At 66.9% G+C, this 23,537-nt stretch carries 28 protein-coding genes; 14 read left to right on the plus strand and 14 right to left on the minus strand.

The window, feature by feature from the left end; translation table 11 throughout:
• Positions 1-5 precede the first annotated feature (5 nt).
• Both E6G92_02075 and E6G92_02080 read right to left on the minus strand, forming a co-directional pair.
• Positions 6-1,019, minus strand: a complete 1,014-nt coding sequence (locus E6G92_02075) for a hypothetical protein (protein ID TMJ18651.1) — start codon at positions 1,017-1,019, stop codon at positions 6-8.
• Positions 1,020-1,021: 2 nt separating this feature from the next.
• Positions 1,022-2,287 (minus strand): hypothetical protein, encoded by a 1,266-nt coding sequence (locus E6G92_02080; protein ID TMJ18652.1) that lies wholly within the window; start codon positions 2,285-2,287, stop codon positions 1,022-1,024.
• 575 nt (positions 2,288-2,862) lie between these two features.
• Between E6G92_02080 and E6G92_02085 the strand changes: the two genes are divergently transcribed.
• Positions 2,863-3,399 carry a hypothetical protein gene (locus E6G92_02085; GenBank protein ID TMJ18653.1) on the plus strand — a complete coding sequence of 179 codons (537 nt, stop codon included), beginning with the start codon at positions 2,863-2,865 and terminating at the stop codon, positions 3,397-3,399.
• A 52-nt stretch (positions 3,400-3,451) separates the two neighbouring features.
• Here E6G92_02085 and E6G92_02090 read toward each other — a convergent pair whose 3' ends face one another.
• Together E6G92_02090 and E6G92_02095 are read right to left on the minus strand one after the other, a co-directional pair.
• Positions 3,452-3,808, minus strand: a complete 357-nt coding sequence (locus E6G92_02090) for a glycine zipper 2TM domain-containing protein (GenBank protein ID TMJ18654.1) — start codon at positions 3,806-3,808, stop codon at positions 3,452-3,454.
• A gap of 90 nt (positions 3,809-3,898) precedes the next feature.
• A complete protein-coding gene (locus tag E6G92_02095; protein TMJ18655.1) occupies positions 3,899-4,966 on the minus strand; it encodes a sensor histidine kinase in 1,068 nt (355 codons plus the stop codon).
• A gap of 189 nt (positions 4,967-5,155) precedes the next feature.
• Here E6G92_02095 and E6G92_02100 point away from each other — a divergent pair, with 189 nt between their 5' ends.
• From E6G92_02100 to E6G92_02135, 8 genes are all read left to right on the plus strand, one after another.
• Positions 5,156-5,734 carry a DedA family protein gene (locus E6G92_02100; GenBank protein ID TMJ18656.1) on the plus strand — a complete coding sequence of 193 codons (579 nt, stop codon included), beginning with the start codon at positions 5,156-5,158 and terminating at the stop codon, positions 5,732-5,734.
• Between the two features lie 128 nt (positions 5,735-5,862).
• On the plus strand, positions 5,863-9,312 hold the full coding sequence (locus tag E6G92_02105; GenBank protein TMJ18657.1) for a hypothetical protein: 3,450 nt from the start codon (positions 5,863-5,865) through the stop codon (positions 9,310-9,312).
• A 158-nt stretch (positions 9,313-9,470) separates the two neighbouring features.
• Positions 9,471-10,160, plus strand: coding sequence for a trimeric intracellular cation channel family protein (locus E6G92_02110; protein ID TMJ18658.1), 690 nt, complete (start codon positions 9,471-9,473; stop codon positions 10,158-10,160).
• Between the two features lie 266 nt (positions 10,161-10,426).
• Positions 10,427-10,714, plus strand: coding sequence for a GIY-YIG nuclease family protein (locus E6G92_02115; protein ID TMJ18659.1), 288 nt, complete (start codon positions 10,427-10,429; stop codon positions 10,712-10,714).
• A gap of 335 nt (positions 10,715-11,049) precedes the next feature.
• Entirely contained in the window at positions 11,050-11,745 is a 696-nt protein-coding gene (locus E6G92_02120; protein ID TMJ18660.1) for a DsbA family oxidoreductase, read from the plus strand.
• Positions 11,746-11,962: 217 nt separating this feature from the next.
• Positions 11,963-12,319 carry a helix-turn-helix transcriptional regulator gene (locus tag E6G92_02125; GenBank protein TMJ20659.1) on the plus strand — a complete coding sequence of 119 codons (357 nt, stop codon included), beginning with the start codon at positions 11,963-11,965 and terminating at the stop codon, positions 12,317-12,319.
• Entirely contained in the window at positions 12,316-12,792 is a 477-nt protein-coding gene (locus E6G92_02130) for a glyoxalase/bleomycin resistance/dioxygenase family protein (protein TMJ18661.1), read from the plus strand. The genes E6G92_02125 and E6G92_02130 overlap by 4 nt, the downstream gene beginning before the upstream one ends.
• Positions 12,792-13,496, plus strand: a complete 705-nt coding sequence (locus E6G92_02135) for an aquaporin family protein (GenBank protein TMJ20660.1) — start codon at positions 12,792-12,794, stop codon at positions 13,494-13,496. Before E6G92_02130 ends, E6G92_02135 begins: the two co-directional genes overlap by 1 nt.
• A 173-nt stretch (positions 13,497-13,669) precedes the next feature.
• Here E6G92_02135 and E6G92_02140 read toward each other — a convergent pair whose 3' ends face one another.
• The 4 genes from E6G92_02140 to E6G92_02155 form a co-directional block, all read right to left on the minus strand.
• Positions 13,670-13,933 (minus strand): hypothetical protein, encoded by a 264-nt coding sequence (locus E6G92_02140; GenBank protein TMJ18662.1) that lies wholly within the window; start codon positions 13,931-13,933, stop codon positions 13,670-13,672.
• Positions 13,934-13,999: 66 nt separating this feature from the next.
• On the minus strand, positions 14,000-14,284 hold the full coding sequence (locus E6G92_02145; protein ID TMJ18663.1) for a hypothetical protein: 285 nt from the start codon (positions 14,282-14,284) through the stop codon (positions 14,000-14,002).
• Between the two features lie 344 nt (positions 14,285-14,628).
• Positions 14,629-14,817, minus strand: a complete 189-nt coding sequence (locus E6G92_02150; protein ID TMJ18664.1) for a hypothetical protein — start codon at positions 14,815-14,817, stop codon at positions 14,629-14,631.
• Positions 14,818-14,873: 56 nt separating this feature from the next.
• Entirely contained in the window at positions 14,874-15,941 is a 1,068-nt protein-coding gene (locus E6G92_02155) for a DUF4118 domain-containing protein (GenBank protein ID TMJ18665.1), read from the minus strand.
• A 431-nt stretch (positions 15,942-16,372) separates the two neighbouring features.
• On the opposite strand from E6G92_02155, the gene E6G92_02160 reads away from it, so the two are divergent.
• A complete protein-coding gene (locus E6G92_02160) occupies positions 16,373-16,657 on the plus strand; it encodes a hypothetical protein (GenBank protein ID TMJ18666.1) in 285 nt (94 codons plus the stop codon).
• 64 nt (positions 16,658-16,721) lie between these two features.
• Here E6G92_02160 and E6G92_02165 read toward each other — a convergent pair whose 3' ends face one another.
• The gene (locus E6G92_02165; GenBank protein TMJ18667.1) at positions 16,722-17,051 is read right to left on the minus strand and encodes a hypothetical protein; all 330 of its coding nucleotides are present in this window, start codon (positions 17,049-17,051) and stop codon (positions 16,722-16,724) included.
• Positions 17,052-17,279: 228 nt separating this feature from the next.
• Here E6G92_02165 and E6G92_02170 point away from each other — a divergent pair, with 228 nt between their 5' ends.
• From E6G92_02170 to E6G92_02180, 3 genes are all read left to right on the plus strand, one after another.
• Complete coding sequence (locus tag E6G92_02170) at positions 17,280-17,522, plus strand: hypothetical protein (GenBank protein ID TMJ18668.1); 243 nt, start codon at positions 17,280-17,282, stop codon at positions 17,520-17,522.
• Positions 17,523-17,573: 51 nt separating this feature from the next.
• Positions 17,574-17,999 carry a hypothetical protein gene (locus tag E6G92_02175; protein TMJ18669.1) on the plus strand — a complete coding sequence of 142 codons (426 nt, stop codon included), beginning with the start codon at positions 17,574-17,576 and terminating at the stop codon, positions 17,997-17,999.
• A gap of 414 nt (positions 18,000-18,413) precedes the next feature.
• Complete coding sequence (locus tag E6G92_02180; protein ID TMJ18670.1) at positions 18,414-18,998, plus strand: hypothetical protein; 585 nt, start codon at positions 18,414-18,416, stop codon at positions 18,996-18,998.
• 105 nt (positions 18,999-19,103) lie between these two features.
• Here E6G92_02180 and E6G92_02185 read toward each other — a convergent pair whose 3' ends face one another.
• The 3 genes from E6G92_02185 to E6G92_02195 form a co-directional block, all read right to left on the minus strand.
• Positions 19,104-20,600, minus strand: a complete 1,497-nt coding sequence (locus tag E6G92_02185) for a hypothetical protein (protein ID TMJ18671.1) — start codon at positions 20,598-20,600, stop codon at positions 19,104-19,106.
• Positions 20,601-20,641: 41 nt separating this feature from the next.
• On the minus strand, positions 20,642-21,046 hold the full coding sequence (locus tag E6G92_02190; protein ID TMJ18672.1) for a hypothetical protein: 405 nt from the start codon (positions 21,044-21,046) through the stop codon (positions 20,642-20,644).
• Between the two features lie 339 nt (positions 21,047-21,385).
• Positions 21,386-21,757 (minus strand): hypothetical protein, encoded by a 372-nt coding sequence (locus tag E6G92_02195; protein TMJ18673.1) that lies wholly within the window; start codon positions 21,755-21,757, stop codon positions 21,386-21,388.
• A gap of 76 nt (positions 21,758-21,833) precedes the next feature.
• Here E6G92_02195 and E6G92_02200 point away from each other — a divergent pair, with 76 nt between their 5' ends.
• Positions 21,834-22,145, plus strand: a complete 312-nt coding sequence (locus E6G92_02200; GenBank protein ID TMJ18674.1) for a hypothetical protein — start codon at positions 21,834-21,836, stop codon at positions 22,143-22,145.
• A gap of 192 nt (positions 22,146-22,337) precedes the next feature.
• Here E6G92_02200 and E6G92_02205 read toward each other — a convergent pair whose 3' ends face one another.
• Positions 22,338-22,769, minus strand: a complete 432-nt coding sequence (locus E6G92_02205; GenBank protein TMJ18675.1) for a DUF1801 domain-containing protein — start codon at positions 22,767-22,769, stop codon at positions 22,338-22,340.
• Between the two features lie 149 nt (positions 22,770-22,918).
• Positions 22,919-23,464, minus strand: coding sequence for a hypothetical protein (locus tag E6G92_02210; protein ID TMJ18676.1), 546 nt, complete (start codon positions 23,462-23,464; stop codon positions 22,919-22,921).
• Between the last annotated feature and the right edge of the window lie 73 nt (positions 23,465-23,537).

Here is a 23,537-nt window from a genome sequence, read left to right on the forward strand (position 1 = left end):
TTCTCTCAAATCTTTGGATAGCGCCGGAATGCCGGCGTCCACGCCTCCGACTCAGAACCCTCTGCCCAAATTATCGGAAGGGTATTGTCGGGGGTGTTGTGATGAAAGCCAAGCAACAGCTGACTATTGTCGTACCCTCCTGGATGGAGCGGCCGCAGCAGGTTCCCATACCACAGCGCTATCTCGCGCAACACAGCGCCATCAATGTGCGCCGGCGCCGCGCGCATGATCCGGGAGCCTTCCGTTAAGCAACGATAGCTGTCGTCTAATTCGAAAACGGCACCGCAATTCTGCCCGAACTTCGTCTGATCACGGACATTTTGGAGACCGTCAGTCGACGCAAACATCGAGAGGTAGTGAAGCTTGGCGTTTGAATTGAGCGCTAGAATGTCTGCTAGGATATTCGTAGAATAGTCGATCGCAGTCTTGCCAGAGCCGCAGATGTCATCGACAAAAACGTAGCGGTTAATATCGGGCTGGGAAAGCGCTCGACGGTGGGAGCCGTCGGGCAATTGCTCGTTCACGAAGACAGCAGCGCTGTCCATAAACAGACGCTTCCTCAGTTGGTTCTCCTGTCGAAAATAGTACAGTAGATGAACGCCGCTTTCCGATGGATTGCCGACGCCAAGAAATCGCGTTCTCGAGAGCGCGAGCTGGACTCCCTCTTCTATCTGCGCCTCGTCCCTCGTGTTGCCGAGCGATTGGCGCACCTCCTGGATCAATGGGATCATGAAAAGATCCCGATAGATTGCCTGAAGGAGAACGCGGGTCTCGATGTTCCCGATGTATAAAAACTGGGATAGGAGAAAGAGCGCATGGAGCTTCTCGACCCGCATGTCGATGCCAGAGCGACCATCGAAATTGGCCAGCCAAGCCTGTACTGCGGGCCACTCGTTCCGGCCTTCCCACGCGCGAAGCGACAGGATTGCCACCCGCTGTCGGAGGAGGTCCCATGTGTCCTCGGGGGTCGTCTCGCCATCGCCGGGAAGGATTGACCGGATATCGTCGAGGGTAGACACCGTCAGTTATCCTTGCGGAGCACGATCACATATTCACTGGCGATCACGCCAGCTGTTGCCGCGCGGCGCGTCATGAGCCCGCGCGATTTGATATCGTCAACCAGAGCGAGCCTGGTGGTCATTCCTAGATCGTGCAGCATTGTCTCAAGATATTGCGACGTGGCGAAACGGCGGCCGCACACCGTATTATCGCCGATGACCAGGATGAAGTGTCCACCTCGACGCAACACGCGCACCGCCTCGCAAAGCGCGTCCTTCATCTCCACGAGATAGGTCGATGCGATCAGCGCTCTTGTCGGGTTTTCTTTGCGAATAGCTGTTAGCAGATCGTCCGCGGCGGATATGCCCGTCTCGACAACATCATCGTGCTTGACGCGCGGAAAATGCTCGCGACCAATTGTCGCGTCTTCGAGCGGGCGTAATTGCCCCACACCGGCGATCCCCAACCACCCTAGGCTCAAGCTGGCCGCACGTACATATTTTTGCGCTCCGGCATAGGGTGGTGAGGTGAGCACCATACCGATGGTCTCGTCGGGCATGCTCTCGCCATCGACATCGCACAACCTGCGTGCGTCTTCACCGCACAGCCGAGCAAGCGCGCCTTGAGAACTCAATCTGCCGAGATTTGCCATTCGAGACTGGTTGGCCCTGAACTGCTGCTCAAAAAGTCGCCAAACATCCGGGGACGAACCCAGCCCGTCTGCATCGCGGCGCCTGACCGGCACGGAAAAGCGGGGATCCGCGAGGCTCGCCTTCCGCAAGGCAGCAGAGAAGGTGACCAGCAGGAATTCCCGCACTTCATTATTTGCGAAGTCCTCGATTGCAGCCTTAAGGCGAATCAAACAGGAGATCGTGGTCTCATCAAACCAACGCTCGAGGTTCACTACATCGGGCCGACGGCGCGCCCGTGTTTTTGCGAAGCGTTCCCCCACGAGTTGAAGCGCCTGACTCAGCGCCTCAGCCTCAATCTGTCGCGTCTTGCATGTTGCGATCAGTCTAGCGAGGGGGTTCGCGTCAGCATGAAGCGCATCCCGTCCGGAGAGGATGGTTTCCAAGGCGACCGTGCCCGTCCCGCCGAACGGGTCGAGCACGGCTTCGTCAGCGGCCACGAGCTTCGTCGTGGCGAGGAAGAAGTGAGCGATCTGCGGCAGAAGTTTGGCGGGATACGTATGGATGTGATGAGTGGCTCGCTCTCCCATCTTGATCCACGGAACTAGATCACGGAATGACACAGCGATTGGGCTACGCTCGGACTGGTAACGCCGCATCAGCGTCTCGAGGACTTGACCCGTATCGACGGGAAAAGCCTTGTCAGGGCCGGAGCGGGGCCCAACAGCTTTCGTTCCCGCTCCCGGCGTGCGAACTAAGCTCTCAACTTTTCGCGCGGGCGAGAATCCTCCTGCACTCACTTCGATTCAGCCCCTTGGTCCGCGACGACCCAAAGGGCTCGTCCTCCTGACTTCTAGATGACAGGTACGATTGGCTTAATCTAGCAGTACTCGTCTAGTTGGGTCCTCAAGCGTCGGAAACACGGTAAAGCGGGAGCGGACAAGGCGCTTAGCCCTCGCCGGGACATAACGGGCCGGACGTTTCCGCCCGGCCCGGCGGCCGCAAGGTTGCCCCTCGGTCGCCGGGGGGCTCTACATCGTCAGGCCTTCGGGCGAAATAGCATAATGACTTCAAGCGGTTGAACGGGCGCTTCGGAGGGTTGAGCCGGGGTCCGCAACCGCCCCTTTCGCGCTCCCTAGGGATTCTCCGCCGGAGCGCGAGGGGATTCTCCCCGGCGGTTTCTGCGGGTTTGCGCCGGTGTTCGGCGGCGCGGCGGCGCGCGACAACCGACGCCATGAAGCGGGCCCTGCTCATCGCTTGCGTCCTCTTGGGGGGGATCGCGGCTCCGGCCGAGGGGCGGATCTACCCGCCCGGGGAGATCGATCTCGGCGGCTCCCGCCCGAGCTGCGGGTGGGTGCCGGCCACGGTCGAGGACATTTCCGACATCGCCATCTCGACTCCGGGCATGATCCACCTCAATCCGGCGATCTTCCGCCTGCCGCGGCCGCTCCAGCTCTTCTGGTATGCGCACGAATGCGCCCACCAGCTCTACGGCACGAGCGAGGGCCAGGCCGATTGCTGGGCGGCGCGCAGCGGACGCGACCAGGGCTGGCTGCGCGAGGAGGATTTCGTGCTGATCGAATGGGCGCTGGCCGACAATCGCGGCGATTCGCGGCACCAGCCGGGGCCGCAGCGCGCGGCGCTCATCCGGCGCTGCTTCGACACCGACTCAAGCCAATATGCCGGGCCGCGCGCGCAGGGCCCGGGCCTTGCCTCCTATGCCGGCGGCCGGCGGAGGGCCGCCGCTTCCGTCTCCTACGACGAGAAATAAGGACGCTTTCCTCCCCATCGCCTTCCGGCGACAGGGCGGAAAGATTCGAGCGCTATTCGCAGCGGACCTCGCCGCGCTCGATCGCATAGCCGATCGCAGCGCCGCCGGCGGCGCCGATCAGCGTCCCGATCGTGTTCGAGCCGCGCGGGGCGATGAGGTTGCCGAGCAAGGCGCCGACCCCGGCGCCGACGACCAGGCCGACCGTGCCGTCGCGCCGGTCGCAATAATAGCGCCCGTCGGTGCCGCGGTAGATCCGGCTGTCCTGGGCGAGGGGATAAGCCTCGTAGGTGCCGGGATGGTAGAGCGCGTGATAGTCGCGATAGCCGGGATCGCCGGCGCCGGCATAGGTCGCGCAACCGGCCAGCGGCGCGAGGGCGATTGCGGCGGCGAGGGGGAGAAGGGCACGCATGGGGCTCACCTCTTGGGTTTTTGGTGCAACGGCGGCTCAATGCGCGGGGAGGGGGATGGTTGCGGCCGGGGCCAGACGCAACCTTATCCGCTAGAGCGGAAGGATCGCGACCAAACGGCTGCCGGCCGGCGTGGAATCGAAGATCAGGCGGCCGCCGAGCTCGCGCGCCCGCGCCCGCATGCTTGCGATTCCGACGCCGCCAGAGCCGGTCCCCGGCGCGGCGAGAGGATCGAAGCCGCAGCCATCGTCCTCGACCGAAAGGACGATCGCGCCGCGAATCTCCCGCAACACGACCCTCGCCGCAGTTGCTCCGGCGTGACGATGCACGTTCGTCAGCGATTCCTGAAGGATGCGGAGCAGGGGGACCTGAAGCGAAGCAAGCAAAGTGGGCCTTCGCACGCGCGCCGTGAAGCTCATCTCCAAGCCCGTACGCCGCGAGAAGCCCTTCGCGAAATGCTCCATCGTCGCGACCGTGTCGCTTTCCCCCGAATCGTCCGAATGAAGCACGAAGCTGAAGGTGCGGACCATTCGAATCGCCCGGTCGGTGACTTCGTCGGCCTCGGCCAATATGCCGCCCCGATGATCCGGCCCGGCGCCGCGCAGCTGGGCGCACAGCAACTTGATCGCGCTGAGCTCCTGGCACAGGCTATCGTGCATCTCGCGGGCAATGTGGCGCCTCTCCCGCTCCTGGCCTTCAAGCAAGCGGATCGCCCCTTCCCGCACCTCCTGCTGCGCCTGGATGAGAAGGGTCACGTCCTCGTGCGACACCAGGATCCGCCGCTCACCCTCGACGGGCAGGTTCGTCGCGGTCATCACGAAATGACACGGCGCGCCGCCGACCGGCATCTCATATCTCTGGCGGAACAACTCCGTCGTGCCGTCGATCACCTGGCCGAGGCCCAGGCGGCACTCTTCCGCTTCCGGGCATTGCGGGGCGGCATTTGTGCAGACCTCGAGATAGTTGAGCCCGACGCCGGCATCGGCCGCGGCAAGCCCGTTGCGCCTGGCGAAATTGCGCCACGCCCGGTTCACCAGGATGATCGACCCGCCGATATCGAGCACGGCGATGTTGGAGAGCATGGCGTCGATGAGCGACTGAAGCACAGGCAAGGGGCCGGAGTGAATCTGCCTCGCACCCCAGCTTTCCTGGATTCTCAAGACTTCCCCCTCGGCAGTACGCGCCAGCCTGTGCGACGATCATCCTACCGGGGAATAAGAGCGCGCCACTCGGTAATAACCCGGAGGGAGCGCGGCCGGAGAGGGGGATGAGGCGGGCCGGGGCGCGCCCTTTCCCTCGCTGCCCAAACCGCTCTATGCCCGGCGCGACGTCTTTCGGGTGGGACCTTCATGTTTCGTGCGCTTTACGACTGGACCTTGCGGCTCGCCGGCCATCGCCACGCGATCCGCTACATGGCCTTGATCTCGTTCGCCGAGAGCAGCTTCTTTCCGGTTCCGCCGGACGTGATGGTGGTGCCGATGGTGCTCGCGCGGCGCGAGCAGGCGTGGACGATCGCGGCCGTCTGCACGGTGTCGTCGGTGCTCGGCGGAATGCTCGGCTATGCGATCGGCTTCTTCCTGTGGGAGCAGGTGGGGGCGCCGCTCGCCCATCTCTACGGGATGACCGAGGGGATCGAGGGCTTCCGCGCCAAGTTCGACCAATATGGCGCGGCGATCATCCTCTTGAAAGGGCTGACCCCGATCCCGTTCAAGCTGGTGACCATCGCCAGCGGCTTCGCCCATTTCAACTTCGCCTTGTTCCTGGCCTGCGCGACGATCACGCGCGCCGCGCGCTTCTTCCTGCTCAGCGGCCTGCTCAGACGCTACGGCGAGCCGATGCAGGCGTTCATCGAGAAAAGGCTGACGCTGGTCGGATGGGCCTTCCTTCTTGTCCTCGTCGGCGGCTTTGCGCTGGTGGCCTTGCTCTAGGAGGGGCCATGACCCCGTCGCGGAGGCCCCCTATATTTACCGATGCCACCTGATTTCGACCGACGGCTCGCGCTTTACGTGCCGCTGGGCTAATAAAAGCGGGCTGAACGGCGGCGAGGGGAGCGGGCGTGGCGATTGTTTCGACCGAGGGCCCGGGCACGCACCTGCTGGTGGTCGGCGCCGGGGGCGGGAGCGCGGCCGCGGGGAAGCGCATTCTCGAGCCGGCGCTCCACTCCGCCGCCGCGCTCTACCGATGGTTCACCACCGAAAACAATCGCAATCCCGGGACGTCGCTGGCGAGCGTCGACATTCTCATGTCGCGCCCCGGCCCCACGATTCCTCCGGCCTGGTTCGGAGGACCTGGAGGCATTGCCGACCTTGAGCCGCCCACCTTCGCCGCTCTGGAAAGGGCTTTGGCCGGCTGGATGGAGCGGGCCAATTCCGACATCCGCAACATCGCGGTCTTCTATTTCGCCGGCTACGGACTCTACGGTGGCCGCAAGACCGCCTTGCTGCTCGACCAGCCCGACTTCCCGAACGCCCCGCCCGGTCATGAAATTGCGAGCTTCTACAATATCGTCGATGCGATGACCCACTGCACGGCCCGCAGCCAGCTCTATATCGTGGATCGTTGCCTGCCGCCTTCGCTCGAGGGGATGGAGGCGCGGAGCTTTTCGAAGCGTTCGCCGGATCTCACTTCGGACCCGCTACGTACCATCCTGGATTCCGAGGCGCCGGGGGAGCGCGCCTATTCACCAGGGTCCGGCGTTCCCAGCTTCTTGATGCAGTCGTTGCTCGGTGCGCTTGGCGCCCCAACGCCCACCGGCGGGCCATGGACCGCGCGAAGCCTGATGAGTGAGGTCGTCGAGCGGATGGTCGCGACAACAAGGCCTCTGGGCTTGAAGCCGCATCTTGAACGAGACGATATCGGTGACTTTGAGCTTTACTTCCTGCCCAAACCTCCACCGCCGCCGCCATCGCAGGTGAAACCCCAGCGCAAGGCGCGTAAGCCGAAGGCGACGCCCGGAAAGGCGGTCGAGGAGATTTCGACTACAGCCGGCCCCGAAGCGGTCGTTCGGGATGAAAGGTCGGCCGCCGAGGCGCCGGAGTCCGGGCTGGTCATGCTGGACGGGGGCCCGGCTGCGGACGCGGGAGCCGACGCGGCGGAACCGGAAGAGCGAGCCGACGCCGATCTCCAGCAAGTGGGCGAGTGGGAGCCACGCCCCGGGGTCGAGGCTGAGAACCAACTGCTCGCCCAGGCCGGTCACGACCCTATGGCCACTCGCGTCGGTTGGTTGACGGCCCGCCAGCGGGAGTGCCTGGGCCTCTTCGGCCTAATGGGCCTCTCCACCCAAGAAATCGCGGCGCGGCTCGGGATCGCGCAGGTCACTGTAAACCGGCATCTTCAGGCCGCTGTCGCCACTCTCGCCGTCAGAAGCCGCTCGGAAGCGGCGAAACTCCTCGAACGCTACGGCGGCTGGGTCGAGCCTCCCGCACAGACCCAGGGCGATAAGCCGAAAGCAGCTTCGATCAGTGCGTCCGCCGCCGAACCCAACACCCATTTCGTCACCGACGATCCCGAGGTCGAGCGCGACGACCTGAGGCGCGGGCCGCTGGCGATCGCGCTCGGGCGGCGATTGCACCGGATCTGGTGCCGGTCGAACGGAATCAAGGTGCCGGGCGACGAGGATGCCGTTGCCGGGGGCGACGAGCGTTCGTCATTCGTGCTTCACCTCGACGCGCCATGGGGCGGCGGCAAGACCAGCTTCGCCAATTTCCTCGATCGGGTGCTCAATCCCTTTCCGCGCGGCGCGAAACGGGCGGCCGACTTCCTCCATGAGCGGGCGGGGCAGGCCGTCGGAACGATCTTTATCGACGACCCGCCGGGCGACGGCAAGGAAGGCGGCACCGCCGCCCGATGGCCGGAGGATTCGCGGCGGCCGTGGATCGTGGTGCCGTTCAACGCCTGGCAGGCCGAGCATTGCTCGCCGCCCTGGTGGACCTTCTACCAGGCGATCCGCAAGGGCTGCTTCGCCGCCGTCTGGGCCGAGGGCAGGGGGGCTTCGCGGCCGGCGCAATCCTCGGCGCCGCCGGCCCCGCTGATCGAGGAGAGAATCTGGTCGTGGGCCGCGCTGTGGCGGCGCGAGCTCTGGTGGCGGCTGCGCAATCCCAAGATACTCGCCCGTCTCGCGACCTTCGCTCTCGCAGCCATCGCGCTGGTCGTCCTTTGGCGGTTCGATCTCGTCTTTCAGGGCGACAAGGGCCCGAATTTCAACGCCGGCAATGCGCTCGGCTTCGTTCTTGCCGGGATCGGCGGGATCAGCGGGCTGTGGGGTCTCGGCGCGCTGCTCACCGAATCGGTCGCGCCCGGCACCGACGATGCCGCCGAGCGGCGCAGCCTCGGCGGCGGCGACCCGTTCGAGCGGTTCCGGCGGCATTTCGTGCGGACGATGGCGGCGGTCCGGCGGCCGGTGATGGTGGTCGTCGACGATCTCGACCGCTGCCGGCCGGACTTCGTCGTCGACCTCGTGCGCGGCATCCAGACCCTGCTCAGGAGCCCGCGTGTCGTCTTCGTCATCCTCGGCGACCGCGACTGGATCGAGCGAGCGTTCGAGGCTCATCACGCGGCAATGAGCAAGGTCAATGTCGGACAGGAGCAGGAGTTCGGCGCGCGCTTCGTCGAGAAGGCGATCCAGATGTCGTTCATCCTGCCGGAAATGCCCGACGCGAGCCAGGACGCCTATGTCCGCCGGGTGCTGATCGGCCCGGGCGCGGTCGCGGCGGACGCCGCCCCACCTCCGCCCCCCGACATCGCCCAGCAGTTACGCGCGGAGTATCGCGAGACCGTCGCCACCGCCGAAAGCGCCGAGGAGCGCCAGCTGGCGGAGCAAGCCCTGCGACACAAATATGAGTCAACCATCCAGGCGATCGGCCGGGGTCTGGAGCACGCGTCGAACCAGCTGTTCGACTATAGTGCGAGCGACTATCGGGTGGCGCCGGACGCCGAGGCTGCCAGCGCCCAAGCCGACAAATTGCTCAGCGAGGAGCGCGCGCTGTCGGCCGCGGTCGACGAGAAGATGGGCCAGGCGCTGCTCCACCGGCTCGAGCCGCTGGCGCGCTTCTTCCCGCCCAATCCGCGGCAGATCAAGCGGATCGTCAACGCGATTACGATGTACACCGCCGTCGCCTATTTGCAGATGGAGATGGACGAGAGCGACGAGCGCGGCATCGAGCTGGCGATCTGGGTGATCGTCATGACCGAATGGCCGAAGACGTGGCGGGTGCTGGCGAGCTGCCCTCGGATCGCCGACGTCCTTGCCGAAGCCGACCCCAAGGCGGCGCTCGACAGGATCGACGAGAGCGAGCTGCCGGGGTCGCGGGAGGCGACCCTCAAGGAGGTGAACCGAATCCGCGCCGACCCCGATCTGCTGGCGCTGATCACCGCGGTGGACGAGGGCCGTCCGCGCCTGCGCACCAGCTCGGTCGAGGCATTCGTCCGGCTGACACCGCTCTACAGCCGCAAGCAACGGCTGGAGGAAGCAGGAGATGCGAAAGGGACAGGCCGCGCAGAATTGTGACCAATGGGTGGTCTGAGCCTGGACAGTTCCCGGCGGACCGCATCCGCGAAAATCGGGCAAGCGGGCCGATAGCCGTCTGACAAAACTCTCGGATTCTCCCGGCCCTCCGGGTAGGTCCCGATGGACCCGGCGCGGCGAAGGTGGGCGTCTGCGCGGCCATGAGCCTCGTGCCCGAAGCAATCACCAAATTGCCGGTCGATGCGGACCTGCTGCCGATCCTGTTCGACTATTCGGCGAGCTTCGTCTGGGCGCTTTCGGGGGCGCTGATCGCGGCGCGGCGGGGGTTCGTGGGGATCGGAATCCTGACCGTCGCCATCGCCTCGTCGATCGGCGGCGGGCTGCTTCGCGACGTGCTCCTGCTCCAGCCGCCGGTCGCGGTGCGAAACCCGGTCTATCTCGAGCTGGCGCTGGTCGCGTCCCTGCTGGTGGCGCTCGCCGGGCGGATCGTCGACCGCTCGCGGGTGGTCGGGCCGGCGACCTACCTCACCGACGCGCTCGGCGCGGGCGCCTATGCGGTGGTCGGGGCGAACCTCGCCATCGCCGCCGGCCTGCCGCAGGCCGGGGTGATCTTCGTCAGCGTTCTCAACGCGGTCGGCGGCGGGCTTCTTCGCGACGTGCTGATGCGGCGCGTGCCGGACCTGTTCAAGCCGGGAATCCCCTTGGGCGGCGCGGCCTTCGTCGGCGCGATCTTCTTCTCGCTTCTCGCCATCCAGCTCCGCCTGCCGCAGACGCTCGCCGCGTTCATCACCGTCGGCAGCGTCTTCGTGATGGCCGGGGCGATGCTGCAGATGGGCGTCCGCTCGCGGCCGCTGGAATCCTTCCGGGAATATTGGGAGGGGCGGGAATAGGGGGGCGCTCTGGCGAAGCATCGCGCCGTCATTGCGAGCGAAGCGAAGCAATCCAGTTCGGCCTCGGAGGCTCGCTGGATTGCTTCGTCGCTGCGCTCCTCGCAATGACGGAGGAGGGTTCGTCATTGCGAGCGGAAGCGAAGTAATCCAGTGCTGCGGCGGAGGCCCGCTGGATTGCTTCGTCGCTACGCTCCTCGCAATGACGGAAAGGGGATTGCCTCCTTGTCGTCGTTGCGGGGGAAAGCGGAGCGCGCCAGATCGAATCGATGAAGCAGCCTGCGGTCTACATCATTGTCAGCCGGCGCAATGGCACGCTCTACACGGGAGTCACCTCCGATCTCGTCCGGCGCATCTGGCAGCACAGGGAAGGCAAGATCGGGTTCGCCGGAAAATATGACTGCAAGCTTCTCGCCTGGTACGAGATCCACGAGGACATGACGGCGGCGATCCTGCGCGAGAAGCAGATCAAGGCCGGGTCGCGCAAAAAGAAGCTCGCTCTGATCGAGGCCATGAATCCGGCTTGGGCGGACCTCTATGAGTCGATCATCCATTAGTCCGTCAGGCGCGCCATTGCGGGCCTGGTGAACCATCCGCGAGGTCTCGGAGGCCCCTGGATTGCTTCGTCGCGACGCTCCTCGCAATGACGGGTTTTTCGTCATTGCGAGCGTAGCGAAGCAATCCAGTGCTGCGGCCGAGGCCTGCTGGATTGCCGCGTCGCTTCGCTCCTCGCAATGACGGCTTTGGCTTAGTCACGCCTCGTCCTTGCGACCTCCTGTTCGTGATTGCCGGGGGCTCGCAATGACGGGCCTGCACGTGCCTCCGTTCCCCCGTGCATCGCCCGGCCCGGGCGCCTATATCCCCTTCTCTTCCTCCCCTTTCGGATGCCGCCATGACCAGGCCCATGAAGATCGACTTCGTCTCCGACGTTTCCTGCCCGTGGTGCATCATCGGCCTCAGGGGGCTCGAGGAGGCGCTGGCGCGGCTCGGGGATCTGGTCGCGGCGGAGATTCGTTTCCAGCCGTTCGAGCTCAATCCGCAGATGCCGGCCGAAGGGCAGGACCTCGCCGAGCATGTCGCGCAGAAATACGGATCGACGCGCGAGCAATATTTCGAGCGGCGCGAGACGATCCGCGAGCGCGCCGCCGCGCTCGGCTTCACGATCGCCGCGGGCTCGGCCGCGGGGCGGGTGTGGAACACGTTCGACGCCCACCGGCTGCTCCACTGGGCGGGAATCGAGGGGCGCCAGCGCGGCCTCAAGCTCGCCCTGTTCGAGGCCTATTTCACGCAGGGGCGCAATCCGGGCGACCATGAGGTGCTGCGGCAAGCGGCGGCGAAGGCCGGGCTCGATTCCGACGCGGCCGGCGAAGTGCTGTCGTCCGGCCTTTATGCCGAGGAGGTCCGCGCCGCCGAGCGCCACTGGCAGGCGCAGGGCATTTCGGGCGTGCCGGCAATCATCATCGACGACCGCTATCTGATATCGGGCGGGCAGCCGGCGGAGGCCTTCGAAAGCGCGCTGCGCCGGATCGCCGCCGAGGCGCCAGCTGGAGCCGGAGCGCGGACGCGCGAGGAGACGCCGCAGCATTGAGCAGGGTCATCCCTCTCCCATGGGGAGAGGGTAGGGTGAGGGGTTACTGAGCTCGAGGATCGCTTCGGACGCCGTAGCCCCTCACCCAACTTCGCCTAGGCTCCTTCGTCGCCAAGGCTACGTATCCCTCTCCCATGGGAGAGGGGTGCAGAATTCATTTCGAGGGTCGTCGAAATGAGGCTTGACGCCGGCGCATTCTCGAGTCATTTCGAGAATGATGGAAACGACCGCTGCATCCACCGTCCAAGCGCTCGCCGCCCTGGCCCAGGAGCATCGGCTCGCTTTGTTCCGATTGCTCGTCCAGGCCGGGCCCGAGGGGATGGCGGCGGGGGCGATCGCCGCGGCGCTCGGGGTGCCGAACTCGTCGCTCTCCTTCCATCTCGCCCAGCTGAGCCGGGCCGGGCTGGTCAGGCAGGAGCGGCGGCACCGGTCGATCCTCTATTCGGCCGATTATGGAGCGATGAACGCGCTGGTCGGCTACCTCATGGAAAATTGCTGCGGCGGGCAGGAATGCGCCCCCGCCGCCGTCTGCGGCGAGGCCGCGCCCGTTCAAGCGAAAAGGAAATCCGCATGAAGCGCCTGCACGTCCATGTCGGAGTGAGCGACCTCGATCGGTCGATCGCCTTCTACTCCACGCTGTTCGGCGCCGCGCCGAGCGTGGCCAAGGCCGACTACGCCAAGTGGATGCTCGACGATCCGCGGGTCAATTTCGCCATTTCGAGCGGCGCCCACGCCAGGAACGGGATCGAGCATCTCGGCATCCAGGCCGAGGATCCGGTCGAGCTGGCCGAGGTCTATGGGCGGCTGGGCGAAGCCGGGCGGCCGGTGATCGAGGAGGGGGCGACGACCTGCTGCTACGCCAAATCGGAGAAGAGCTGGGTCAGCGATCCCGACGGCGTGGTCTGGGAGGCGTTCCACACGACCGGCGAGGCGACGATCTACGGCGACGCGCCTGAGCTTGGGGCGCTTTCCGAGAACGCGGCGGACGGCGCGTGCTGCGCTCCGCAGATCCCCGCGGCCGAGGCGAAGCCGGGCTGCCGCGGCTGATGGGCGAGCGGCCGGGCCTGAGGCGGCGGCTCGCGGCCGAGGGGATCGGGGCCTTCTTCCTGTTCGCCACGGTGATCGGATCGGGGATCATGGCCGAGCATCTTTCGGGCGGGAACGACGCCGTCGCCCTGCTCGGCAACACGATCGCCACCGGGGCGATATTGTTCGTGCTGATCGCCATGCTCGCCCCGATTTCCGGAGCGCACATGAACCCGGCGGTGAGCCTGGTCGCCGCGTGGCGGGGCGAGCTCGGCTGGGGCGAGGCGGGGGCCTATGCGCTCGCCCAGCTCGGCTGCGGCATATTGGGTGCGTGGGCGGCGCATTTGATGTTCGATTTGCCGGCGCTCCAGCTTTCGGTGAAGGCGCGGACCGGGCTGGGGCAGTGGGCGGGCGAGGCGATCGCCACCTTCGGCCTGATCCTGACGATCCTCGGCACGGGCCGCCACAGGCCCGATTGGGTGGCGCCGAGCGTCGCTCTCTACATCACCGCCGCTTACTGGTTCACCTCCTCGACCAGCTTCGCCAATCCGGCGATCACCGTGGCGCGGAGCCTTTCCGACAGCTTCGCCGGGATCGCGCCGGCCAATGTGCCGGCCTTCGTCGCCGCGCAGCTGATCGGGGCGGCGGCCGGGGCGGTGGTGGGGCGGGGGTTGTTCGATGAGCCGGGAAGGGTGGCGAGCGGGGCCGGGGGCGGGAGGCGTTAGGGTACAGCGACGTTCAATTTTCATCGTCATTCCCGCGAAAGCGGGAATCCAGCTTTCTTCAACCGCTTACGAGAAGAAAGAAGCTGGACCCCCGCTTTCGCGGGGGTGACGGGTGAGAGAATGTCCTGAGCTGAACAAGACTTGCGCCGAATGGCGACGCGCTCAAGATCCCGTCAGATCAGGATGGTCGGGCCGTGCGGGGCCAATGCGGGGGAATCCACGCCGTGGAAGTGGAGCGAGAAGAGGAGCAGGCCGGCCTCGTCGGTCACCTCCATCTTCCATTCCTCGCCGTTCCAGAAGGCGCAGGGATCGCCGCGCAGAAGATCGCCGAAATAGCGCACGGCATAAGCGCGGGCCGCGGCGATGTCGGGCAGCTCGGTGCCCTCGGCATCGGGATGCTCGCTCCCGTCATGGACGTTGAAGAAGAATCGCGGCATCGCTGCGGCCTCCGATTCCCCCCTTTACACGGATCGGACGGGACCGGACTATAACATGGATGGAGCCTAGTGGGGCACGTTGCCGCGAGCCGGAGGCGCCACGTAGCGCCCGGCGGCGGCTCCGCGGTCGCCGGGAGTCAGGCCCTGCGGATTGGTCTGGCCGATCTGGGCGTCCTCGGTGCTCCGGCGCTCGTTGCGGCGATTTTCCTCCCACTCGGCGCGGGTCGCGCAGCGGCGCTGGCGGGCGAGGCGCGAGCCGATCGTGCCGACGCTGCGGCAGATCATCTCATTGGGATCCGGCGACGCCGCCGTGGCGGGCTCCGCGGCGATCAGGGCGAGAACCAGAAACATGAAACTTCTCCTGCGCGGACGAGGCGGCGATTGTGCGCCGCGGGCCATTCGGCGTCAAGTATCGGGGGTGGCAAGGCGGGCCGGCCCTGATAGGGTGGCGGCGCCACTTTTCGGGAGCCTTTTCATGAAATCGAAGATCGCCATCGCCCTCGCCGCCATCGCCTTCGCCTCGGGCACCGCTTATGCCGCCGTCCAGGCGATGGGCTGCTGCGACAATTGCTGCGACGAGATGCGCCAGCATCATGGGGATCACGCACGGACGCCGGCCCCGGCGCCCGCGCCGCAGCATTAAGGCGGCGGCAGCCGGTCCGCCCGTCGGGCCGGCGCGAGGCCCGATCCGCGCCTCAGCCGAGCCGGTCGCCGCAGGCGCGGCAGACGATTCCGCCTCGATCGTGCAGGGCGAAGGCCCCTTCGGCGGCGACGAGGATCGGATCGGGATCGGGAAGGCCGGGCGGCGGCGGCGCGGACGGCTCGAGCACGATCAGTCCGCGGGCTCCGCAGTCGCAGATTTGGGGCAGGGCGAATCTTTTCATGCTTTTTCGATCGGGCGCAGCATTCACGGGCTGCGCCATAAAAACCTTAAACCAGGTTAAGTGGCTGAAATAGAAGCACAGTTTGCCGCGCCCGGAGGCGATCCCGTCGAGTAGAGGGTCGCCGGGACGGCCGGCGCCCCGGCGTTGCCGCCTTCGGCGAGGATCCTGGCGTTGGGCACGTGGAGGCGGCAGCGGACGCCGTCGGCGGGAAAGGTGAGTTCGACTCCGGCGATTCCCGGTTGCGGCCGAAGCAGCCGCGAGCCGAGGCCGCGCCGGGTCGGCGCAAGCACGACCGGCCCGTCCCGCTCGCTCCATTCGAGGACGAGGAGGCGGCCCTTCTGCCCGGAGCCGGCGGCCAGGCTCCAGACGAGGTCGACGCTTCCTTGCGGATTCGAAAGCGCGCCATATTTTACGGCGTTGGTGGCGAGCTCGTGGAGGGCGAGGACCAGCGGTACGCAGCTTTCCTCCCTCAGCGTGCAGGCCGGCCCGTAAAGGTTGATCGCCCCCGTCCGGTTGAACGGGCCAAGCGCGCGCGCGGCGAGGTCCGGCAGCCGGCAGGTCTCCCACCGGCCGCTGGTCAGGATGTCGTTGGCGTCCGCCAGCGCCCGCAGCCGGCTCTGGAACAGACGAAGCTCGGCCGCCGAGCAAGGCTCGCGAAAGCTTTGCGTGGCGAGGCCCTGGATGACGGCCAGCGTGTTGGTCACCCGGTGCTGAAGCTCGCGGTTGAGACGGGCCTCGAGGCTTCGGCTCGCCTCGACCTCCGCGACGTTGCGGCGCAGGGTCTCGGTGAGCAGGACGATGAGCAGGGACGAGAAGACGAAGGAGACGGCGCCGGCGGTGTCGCCCGAGCCGGCGAAGAAGGTGAAGCGCGGCGACATGAAGAGGAAGTTCGCGACCGCGGCGCTAAGGAGCGTAACGACGAGCGCCCGGCGCCAGCCCAGAACGATCGCCGACAAGAGGACGAAGGGATAATAAGCGACGAAGGTGGTGCCCGCGACCCAGGAGTCGATCCCGGCCCGCGCCAGGGTCGGCAGGGCGACGGCCAGGGCCATGCAGAAAAGCGCGGCGAGGCCGCGCGGCGGCGCGGCGAGGATCCGGCCTCGGAGGAAGTGCAGTCGGGTCATCGTTGTTCCGCAGGAAGCGAGGGACGGAAATTGCGCCGGGCTCCTTCGGAAAATCGAGGTCCTCGCCGGCGTTCGCCTAGACCGGACGGCATGGCGCGGCTTCACAAGCGGCGTCAGATCTTTCGCATCTCGCGACAGGCCGCCGCCGGCGAAGGGCGTCGTGTTTGCGGCGAGCCGGCGGTCCGCCCTTTCGCTTCTCCCGGTGCGACAAGTCCGAGAAATTCAGAGCATTGCCGAAGTAAAGCGGGCCGCAGAGAATGTTCCGTGTTCGAACAGGAATAGCCGGTGAGAACCGCCGACCGCGACCCGGAATAAGATCGCTATCCTCATGATGCCGTGCTAGGCCTCGCCCATCACCTGCGTTTTACGCAAGCGCCCCGTGACTGAGAGACACTTCGCGCTCCCGCTTGCACAGACAAGGTGATCTTTCGATGGACAAGAAATATTGGATCGGCCGCAAGCACGCTTCGATGCGGATGGCGCGCGCGGCGACGAGCGCCGAGGCGCGGCTCATCCATTACGATCTCGCCGGCCGCTACAGCGTGAACGCCGCGAACGCCGTGCCTTTCATGCTGCCCCGCAAGGCGCCCAGCGAGGGCGAGCAGGCGGCGCTTCAGATCCACCTTCCTCCGCCTCCCGGCCGAAAGATCGCCGAGCGGCCGCGCCTTCGACCCCGCTTTCGCCAGGGAGCCCTGCGCAAGGCCAAGACCGACTGAGGGGGCGCCGAGCGTCCCGGCGCCGGGGGGCGTCGGGGCGCTCCGGCTGTCCCGGCTCATCTCGTTACGCCGCGCGGGCGGCGGCCCTGTTCCCGGCTTTCTGCTCGATCCGCTCCAGGAGATCGGCGCGCGCGCTCCACACGGCGGCGCTGTGCTCGAGGCGCACGCGCATGTAATCGCCGCCCGGGGCGCCGGCCCCGACCAGATTGGCGGCGGCGTTGGCCCGGCAGCCCACGGCCGTATCCTCGGCGCGCTTGCCGGAGCGGGCGATATGGCGGGGCGCGGCCGGGCTCGCCTGCGCGGCAGCCTCGAGGACCTCGTCCCCGACCATGACCTGGAGCGTGGTCTCGTCCAATATGCGGCGCGGCCCCAGATCGACTCTTCGTCTTCTCATCGGCTCGCTCCTGAACGGGCGCCGAGGCCGGGGCGGCCTCGTGCGAAATAGGTGGGCGGCGGCGTCGGCCTCATGCGAAGCGGCGACCGCTGCCTGCCCGATATGGGGAGTCGGCCGTTCAGTTACAACGCGAGAAAGCTGAACAAAAGCGATTCGTCGAGGGCGTGGGCTGCCCAACTTGATCTAAGGCAGGGACCTTGCCCCCCCCCCCCCCGCTAATCAGGCCAGGTGCGTTTCTACATGCATATCTGCAACGGCACCGGCTTCGTCGAGGACGAGGAGGGCAGGGATCTGCCGGACGAGGCGACCGCAAGGAGCGAGGCGATCCTCGCCGCCCGCGACGTGATGGCGAGCGATCTGCGCGAAGGCCAGCTGGACCTGAACTCGTTCATCGAGGTGGAGGACGAAGCCCACAAGCTGTTGTTCACGATCACCTTCGGCGACGCCGTGAACGTGATCGAGCGCCGCTGAGCGCGCTCTTCCGGCGATTTGCGCCCGGCCTCTTGCGGACGGCGCGCGCCGGTGAAAGGGTGGGCGAAGGGGGAAAAGACGATGCGGGCGGCGTGGACGGCGGGGCGGATGGTTTACGGCGCTTTCTTTCTCGCCACCGGGATCTGGATCCTGGTCTCCGTCGCCACCGGCCTCGTCCCCGCGCCGACGCAGCCGACTCCGGAGGCGGGCGCGTTTATGGCGGCGCTCAGCCGGGCGCGGTTCGTCGATCCGATGCTCGCTTTTTCGTTCGTCGCGGGGGGCGGGTGCCTGCTGCTCGACCGGACCGCGCCTTTGGGGCTCGCGCTGCTCGCCCCGTCGGTCGCGGTGATCCTCGGCTTCCACATGTTCCTCAGCGGGCAATATCTTTGGGGGCCGTTCGTGGCCGCTTGGTTCGCGCTCCTCGCCTGGCGCTACCGCCGCCGCTTCGCCCCGCTGTGGACCCGCCCGGGGGATTAGCCGCGGCCAAAGCGGGTTTGTCGCCGGAGCCTGCCGGTCTGCTATCGACCCCATCGCGGACGCTAGTCCCATTCGCCATCGCCTTCCCCGCACAAGCGGCTCGACCGGCAGCGCAGCAGTTCCTCCATATCCTGGCGAATGGCGCGGACGATTTGGCAGTCCGCGCCGGCATCCACGCGCAGGACCACTGCCATTGGAGGGTTCGGATCGGGTATGTGGCCAAGATCTCCGCGTAGGGCAGAACGGGATAGCGGGTTGCCGCTCCAGCGGAGGCTATTGTCCGCCTCGATCCGGACGGAGCTGATAATCAGGTGATGCCAAAGGGGATAATTGCCCGGGTTGTCGCCGGGCCTCCTCCAGCCCGGCCGTGGTTCGCTGCATGATTGCGAGTAGATCGCTCCGGGCTTTAGAAGAATGTCCGATCCCCGCTGTTCACCGCAGCCGCCGACAAGAACAAGGCCCGCCGTTGCAACGAATGACCACCGCTTCATGTCGTGCCGTTTGGCAGCTTGCAGCGTTCGCGGCAACGTCCGCTTTCCACCCATTGCGGACTTTCACCCGATGATGGATGGCTGGATAACCGGGGGCATAGCTTCTACCACGAAGGCCGATGTCCGTCCTTCGCCCATTGCGGACGTGCGCAATCTGGTGGATGGCGCTTTGGGGGGCGCACAGCCGATGAGTGGATTCCAGCTTTTTGCAGGCATTTTCGCGATCGTATCGATCGCTGCCAGCGCGTTGGCGGTTTGGCGCGTCGCCACGGCACCCGGCGCCAAATACAAGCCGCTCTGGATCGTCGGTTCCCTGTTCGGATTTGTCGGCTTTGCCACCACCTTGAACGCGCCCGGCGATCTGTATCTGCAGTTCGGAATACAGATACCCGTCCTCCTCATATGGAGGATCGGCGGCGGCGGCATTCTGCTCAAGACGCTGTTTCCGCTCGTCGCGATCGTGGCACTCGTGAGGTTCCACCCGCCCACCGGTCGTTCAGGCGAATAGAGCCAGGCCTGCTCTGGCCGGACCCTGCCGAACGGCCGCCTTCAACCCATTGCGGACATTTTGGCGGCGAGGGCGCAGGCCTCGCCTTTGCGGCCGGCCGGGGGCCTAGTCCCGCCGTGCGGCGAGCGTCGCCGCCCGATCGAGCAGGGCCTGGCGCTCGGCGGGGCCGAACCAGCGGCCGTTGGCGACGACGGCGTGAATGCGCCGCGCGTTGGAGACGTCGTCGAGCGGGTTGGAGTCGAGCAGGACCAGGTCGGCCGGCTCTCCGGCCGCCACCGCGCCGGCGGCGCGGACCCGGGGAAAGAGCCGCCTTATGATCCGCGCCGGGGTGATTGTCGCGGCGGCAAGCGCTTCGCGAGGGGTGAGGCCGGCGCGGACCAGCCATTCGAGCTCGTCGAGCAGGGTCGCGCCGGGCAGGGCGCCGGGTGAATTCTCGGCGATCGTCCCCGCCATCAGCGGCACTCCGGCGTCGCGCATGTCGCGGATGTCGGACCACAGGCCGTCGCGGGACTGGCCGTCGACGGCGGTGGGCGGCGGGGGAGGCAAAGGCGGCTCGGGAAAGGCGTAGATCCGCCGCCGGTCGATGATTGCGGCATTTTCCTGCCGCGCCCACATCATCGTCGCCATGTTCGTCGTCACCGGCGTGCCCGCTCGCGCCATGGCGGCGAGCGCGGCGCGATAGTAATTTTGGTCGCGGAGCGAGCGAAGCGGCGCGAAGAAGGCGTACATGCCGTCGCGCGAGGTGGCGGTGGCGTTCCTGAACGCGCTGTCGCGGTAGAGGCGAAGGAACTGGGCCCGTTCGGGCAGTCGGGCGGTGCTTCGGTAGAGGTCGACGAAGTGATCGAACCCGGCAAGGCCGAGCCGGGCGGCGTCGGCCCAGCTGCTGACGATCGCCCCGGTGACCGGAAGCCGCAATTTGCGCGCTTCGGCGATGATCGCGGGCAGGCGCTGCTCGGGCAGGTTCTGGACCACGCGGATGTAGTGCGCGCCGCCGCGGGCCGCCTCGGCGACCGCAGCCCGCGCGGAGTCGTCGTCGGCGATTTCCAAGCGTTGGGGCGATGCGCCCGAGAAGGTGCTGTCCAGGCTGCTGCTCAGGCTCCTGGTCGTCCAGATCAGGCGGGGGCCGACGATCGCACCGCTCGCGATCTCGCGTTCCAGCCTCGCCACCTCCGCCGCGGGCAGCGCCGTTCCGAGGTCGCGCGTGCCGACGACCCCGTGGGCGATCATCAGCTCGAAGGCGCCGGGCACGCCCGTCCTTCGCCCGTCGAGGACGAAGCTGCCCATGTCCCACAGGCCGGGCATGGCGAAGCGCCCGCGCCCGTCGATCCTCCGCGCATCGGCCGGGACCGCGGTGCGCCGGACGTCGCCGACCGCGCGGATCGTGCCGTCCCGGATCACGATCGTCTGGCCGGGGCGAGTCCTGCCATGGGCGATGTCGAGCACCGTGACATCGGCGATCGCCAGGGTCTCGGCGCGGGCGAGGCCGCTCGCCGCCGAGAGCAACGCCGCCAGCAACAACAGAAACGGTTTCAATGGCCACTCCCGGCGCAACCGCGGAATAATGATGCAGCTTAGGGGCAGGGACGTGCGCTTTCCAGCCATGGCGGACAGGCGGCTATCGACCCATTGCGGAATCGCCGCGACTAGCGGGGCAGAGCCGGCGTGCGGCAGAGGCTGGCGGGAGGCTCGAACCCTGTGAGCGGGGCCGCGCAGTGAGGATTACCCCAACCGACGTTCACCAGATCGCGGTATTTCAATGTCTCGGTGCTGAAGAACCTTTCGAGCGCCTCGAGCTCTGAAGAAACACCGTCGAGCCTGGCTCGCGCCGCATCCACATCCTGCCCAGCCCCACCTTGAACGAGACCGAGCAGGAAATCCTTCTGCCTGCGGAGCGCCCCGCGAAGGTGCCGACAGACAGCCAGGGCATTATTCATCGCGAGCGCGGCTCTTTGCCACTCGGCGGAATGGCGAGCCGTTCCCAGTGCCTCTACGTAGCGCCCGTTGCTATTGGTGGTTGCCTCACCGCAGCGCGCGAACTCGCGAGACACCTGAGCGCCGATAGAGCGCGCTGCCGGAGCGGCGTTCCGTGAGAAGGGGGGAGGCGGTGGGGGCGCCGGCGGAAGCAGAGTCGTAAGGGCCGATTGGTCCGCCCCTGTGGGCGAGTGCCCGGGCTCGGGGGCCGCCGCAGCACCCGGCGCCAACAAAACAGTGAGCAATGCCAGTATCATCGCCGTGAATCCTAATGCACCGGATGTCCGCTTGCCACCCATTGCGGACATTCCTTCGCCGCTCGGCCCCGCTTGCCACGGGGGCGGCGCCAAACTATCGCCGCTCGCTGTAGCCCCGGGTTCCGATCCCGCGGACACCGCCCCCGAACGCGCATTGTTTCAGCCGAAAACCGTTCCAGCGTCTCGCTTCGTCGAGCGGCTCCGTTCCGGGGCCGGGCGGCGCGCGCTCGGCCTCGGCCTCACGCTGGCGATCGAGGCGCTGCTGCTGTTCCTGCTGCTCCGGCTGGTGACGGACCGGCGGCCGGGGGCGGAGGAGCGGCGGCTGACCGTGGTCAGCCTCCCCGCCGAGATTTCCGAGGACACGCCCGAGGCGCCGAGGCCCGAGCCCGAGCAAAGGGCGCGGCGCCAGGCCGAGCGGCCGCAGCCGCCGGAACCGGCGCCCCCGCAGCCCCAGCCGGCAGCAGCGCCCCCGCCGCCGCCGGTTCCGGTCCCCTCGCCGCCGGCGCCGCCCGCAGCGCCGCAGAGCGTCAACCGGCCCCCGGCGACGGCGCGGCCGGTCTACGGGCCGCCGGACACGCGCCCCGCCTATTTGCGCGACACCGAGCGGGTGGGGACGGCGCCCAATGGCGAGCCGCTCTACGCCGCCGAATGGTATCGCGAGCCCGAGGAGGCGATGATGCGCGCCTATCTCTCCACCTCGCGCGGGCCGGGCTGGGGGCTGATCGCCTGCCGGACGGCGCCGGATTATCGGGTGGAGGATTGTGTCGCGCTCGCCGAATATCCGGAAGGATCGCAGATCAACCGCTCGGTGCTCGCCGCCGCCTGGGAATTCCGGGTGAGGCCGCCGCGGCGGGGAGGGCGGCTGATGGTCGGATCGTGGGTCAGGATCCGGATCGATTACGGGCTCGGGCGGCATTAGCGGGTGGTCAATATTCAATTTTCCTTCGTCATTCCCGCGAAAGCGGGAATCCAGCTTCTTCAACCGCCCTCAAGAAAAGTAAGCTGGACCCCCGCTTTCGCGGGGGTGACGGGAAAAACTAAGCTGAACAGGCTCGCTTCGTGAGCGTCCGCCTCCCCCTCAGTCTTGGCATGGCGGGCCCCTTCGCCTGCTTCAGCCGGAACCCGGAACCTCGAAGGCGAACCGGATCGCCTCTTCGAGGACTGCGGCGTCGATGTCGGCCAGCGACCTGAACCTGATGCAATAGCCGGTGACGGAGGCCTTGCCGAGCCTCGGCCCATAGGCCTGGGCGAGGTGTTTCTTGTCTTCGATGCCGATGATGTAGACCGAGATCCCGGCCGTGTTGGCGCTGAGGCCGATGCGGTAGAAATCCCTGCTCTTTCCGCCGGCATAGGCGATCGCCCGGTGGCCGTAGCCGATATTGGGATTGGAAACGATCTTCCCCTCCTCGTTCCGGCCGTCGAGGAACCAGAGCCGGCATCCGGGCGACGAATCCAGGATGAGCCGGTGAAGCGCGCGCATCTCGTCCCGCTTCCGCGCGCCCTGGCCGGCGAGATAGGCTTCGATCTGTGCTTCCACGTTCATCCGGGAACTGCTCATGGCGGGCCCTCCGCTTTGCCGTCGCGGGGCCCGGCATAAGGCGGGAAGCGCCTCGGGGACAGCGTTCGAGCGGTTTCGCGTCGAGTGGGCATTCAGTTGCGGCAGCCGAGAGCCTCGCAAACCCGACCCTTAGGTCAGTCCACCGAAGGCGCGGGAGGCGGGGGCCTCGCGCCGATCAGCCTCCAGGCCTCGGCTTCGACAGCCTCGATGTCGTCACGGAAGACGCTGCGCGCGCAATCGAACTCGTCCTGATCGTAAACCGAGCTCATCCTCCAGAAGCTCGAACCCGCCGGCGTCGAGAGAAAAGCCCTGAGAGTCCGCAAATCCCCGATGCTCATGTAGGCGTAGCGCCTCGCCAGGCATTCGACGAACGGTCGCTCATTCTCCTGGAGATGGGGGGAGATTCGGCTCGAGAGGAAATCTTGAAGAACTCGGTATTTCGCGAACCATTGCCGGCCGCCTCGCCTGACCCCGGCGGCCGTCAGCATGTAAACGACCCTCTCGCGGATGCTGAACTCCGCCGACAGCTCCAGGGTGCGCGGGTGGGGCGGATGGTCGCGCCAGATGAGGACCGCTTCGGCCAGCGCGGCGGGATCGGGCGGCGGCACGGGCGGAGGCGGAGGTGGGGGCGGCGGTGCGGCTCCCATCGCCAAGGCGATCGCCGCGAACGCGAAACTCATGGCTTGCTACCTTCCCGAGCTCCCGAAAATGGTCCGATCGACGTTGGCTCCCTCGTCGTCGATCCGGCGGCAT

It is taken from the genome of Alphaproteobacteria bacterium (genome assembly GCA_005883305.1).
Lineage (GTDB): Bacteria > Pseudomonadota > Alphaproteobacteria > Sphingomonadales > Sphingomonadaceae > Allosphingosinicella.

Coding starts and splice junctions, on each gene's coding strand:
- E6G92_02100 (TMJ18656.1), top strand. CDS start 5,156: ATGTTTCGTGCGCTTTACGACTGGACCTTGCGGCTCGCCGGCCATCGC.
- E6G92_02130 (TMJ18661.1), top strand. CDS start 12,316: ATGAAGCGCCTGCACGTCCATGTCGGAGTGAGCGACCTCGATCGGTCG.
- E6G92_02165 (TMJ18667.1), bottom strand. CDS start 17,051: ATGAGAAGACGAAGAGTCGATCTGGGGCCGCGCCGCATATTGGACGAG.
- E6G92_02115 (TMJ18659.1), top strand. CDS start 10,427: ATGAAGCAGCCTGCGGTCTACATCATTGTCAGCCGGCGCAATGGCACG.
- E6G92_02120 (TMJ18660.1), top strand. CDS start 11,050: ATGACCAGGCCCATGAAGATCGACTTCGTCTCCGACGTTTCCTGCCCG.
- E6G92_02145 (TMJ18663.1), bottom strand. CDS start 14,284: ATGTTTCTGGTTCTCGCCCTGATCGCCGCGGAGCCCGCCACGGCGGCG.
- E6G92_02155 (TMJ18665.1), bottom strand. CDS start 15,941: ATGACCCGACTGCACTTCCTCCGAGGCCGGATCCTCGCCGCGCCGCCG.
- E6G92_02135 (TMJ20660.1), top strand. CDS start 12,792: ATGGGCGAGCGGCCGGGCCTGAGGCGGCGGCTCGCGGCCGAGGGGATC.
- E6G92_02110 (TMJ18658.1), top strand. CDS start 9,471: ATGAGCCTCGTGCCCGAAGCAATCACCAAATTGCCGGTCGATGCGGAC.
- E6G92_02140 (TMJ18662.1), bottom strand. CDS start 13,933: ATGCCGCGATTCTTCTTCAACGTCCATGACGGGAGCGAGCATCCCGAT.
- E6G92_02185 (TMJ18671.1), bottom strand. CDS start 20,600: ATGGCTGGAAAGCGCACGTCCCTGCCCCTAAGCTGCATCATTATTCCG.
- E6G92_02150 (TMJ18664.1), bottom strand. CDS start 14,817: ATGAAAAGATTCGCCCTGCCCCAAATCTGCGACTGCGGAGCCCGCGGA.
- E6G92_02125 (TMJ20659.1), top strand. CDS start 11,963: ATGGAAACGACCGCTGCATCCACCGTCCAAGCGCTCGCCGCCCTGGCC.
- E6G92_02160 (TMJ18666.1), top strand. CDS start 16,373: ATGGACAAGAAATATTGGATCGGCCGCAAGCACGCTTCGATGCGGATG.
- E6G92_02085 (TMJ18653.1), top strand. CDS start 2,863: ATGAAGCGGGCCCTGCTCATCGCTTGCGTCCTCTTGGGGGGGATCGCG.
- E6G92_02210 (TMJ18676.1), bottom strand. CDS start 23,464: ATGAGTTTCGCGTTCGCGGCGATCGCCTTGGCGATGGGAGCCGCACCG.
- E6G92_02090 (TMJ18654.1), bottom strand. CDS start 3,808: ATGCGTGCCCTTCTCCCCCTCGCCGCCGCAATCGCCCTCGCGCCGCTG.
- E6G92_02180 (TMJ18670.1), top strand. CDS start 18,414: ATGTCCGATCCCCGCTGTTCACCGCAGCCGCCGACAAGAACAAGGCCC.
- E6G92_02080 (TMJ18652.1), bottom strand. CDS start 2,287: ATGCGGCGTTACCAGTCCGAGCGTAGCCCAATCGCTGTGTCATTCCGT.
- E6G92_02205 (TMJ18675.1), bottom strand. CDS start 22,769: ATGAACGTGGAAGCACAGATCGAAGCCTATCTCGCCGGCCAGGGCGCG.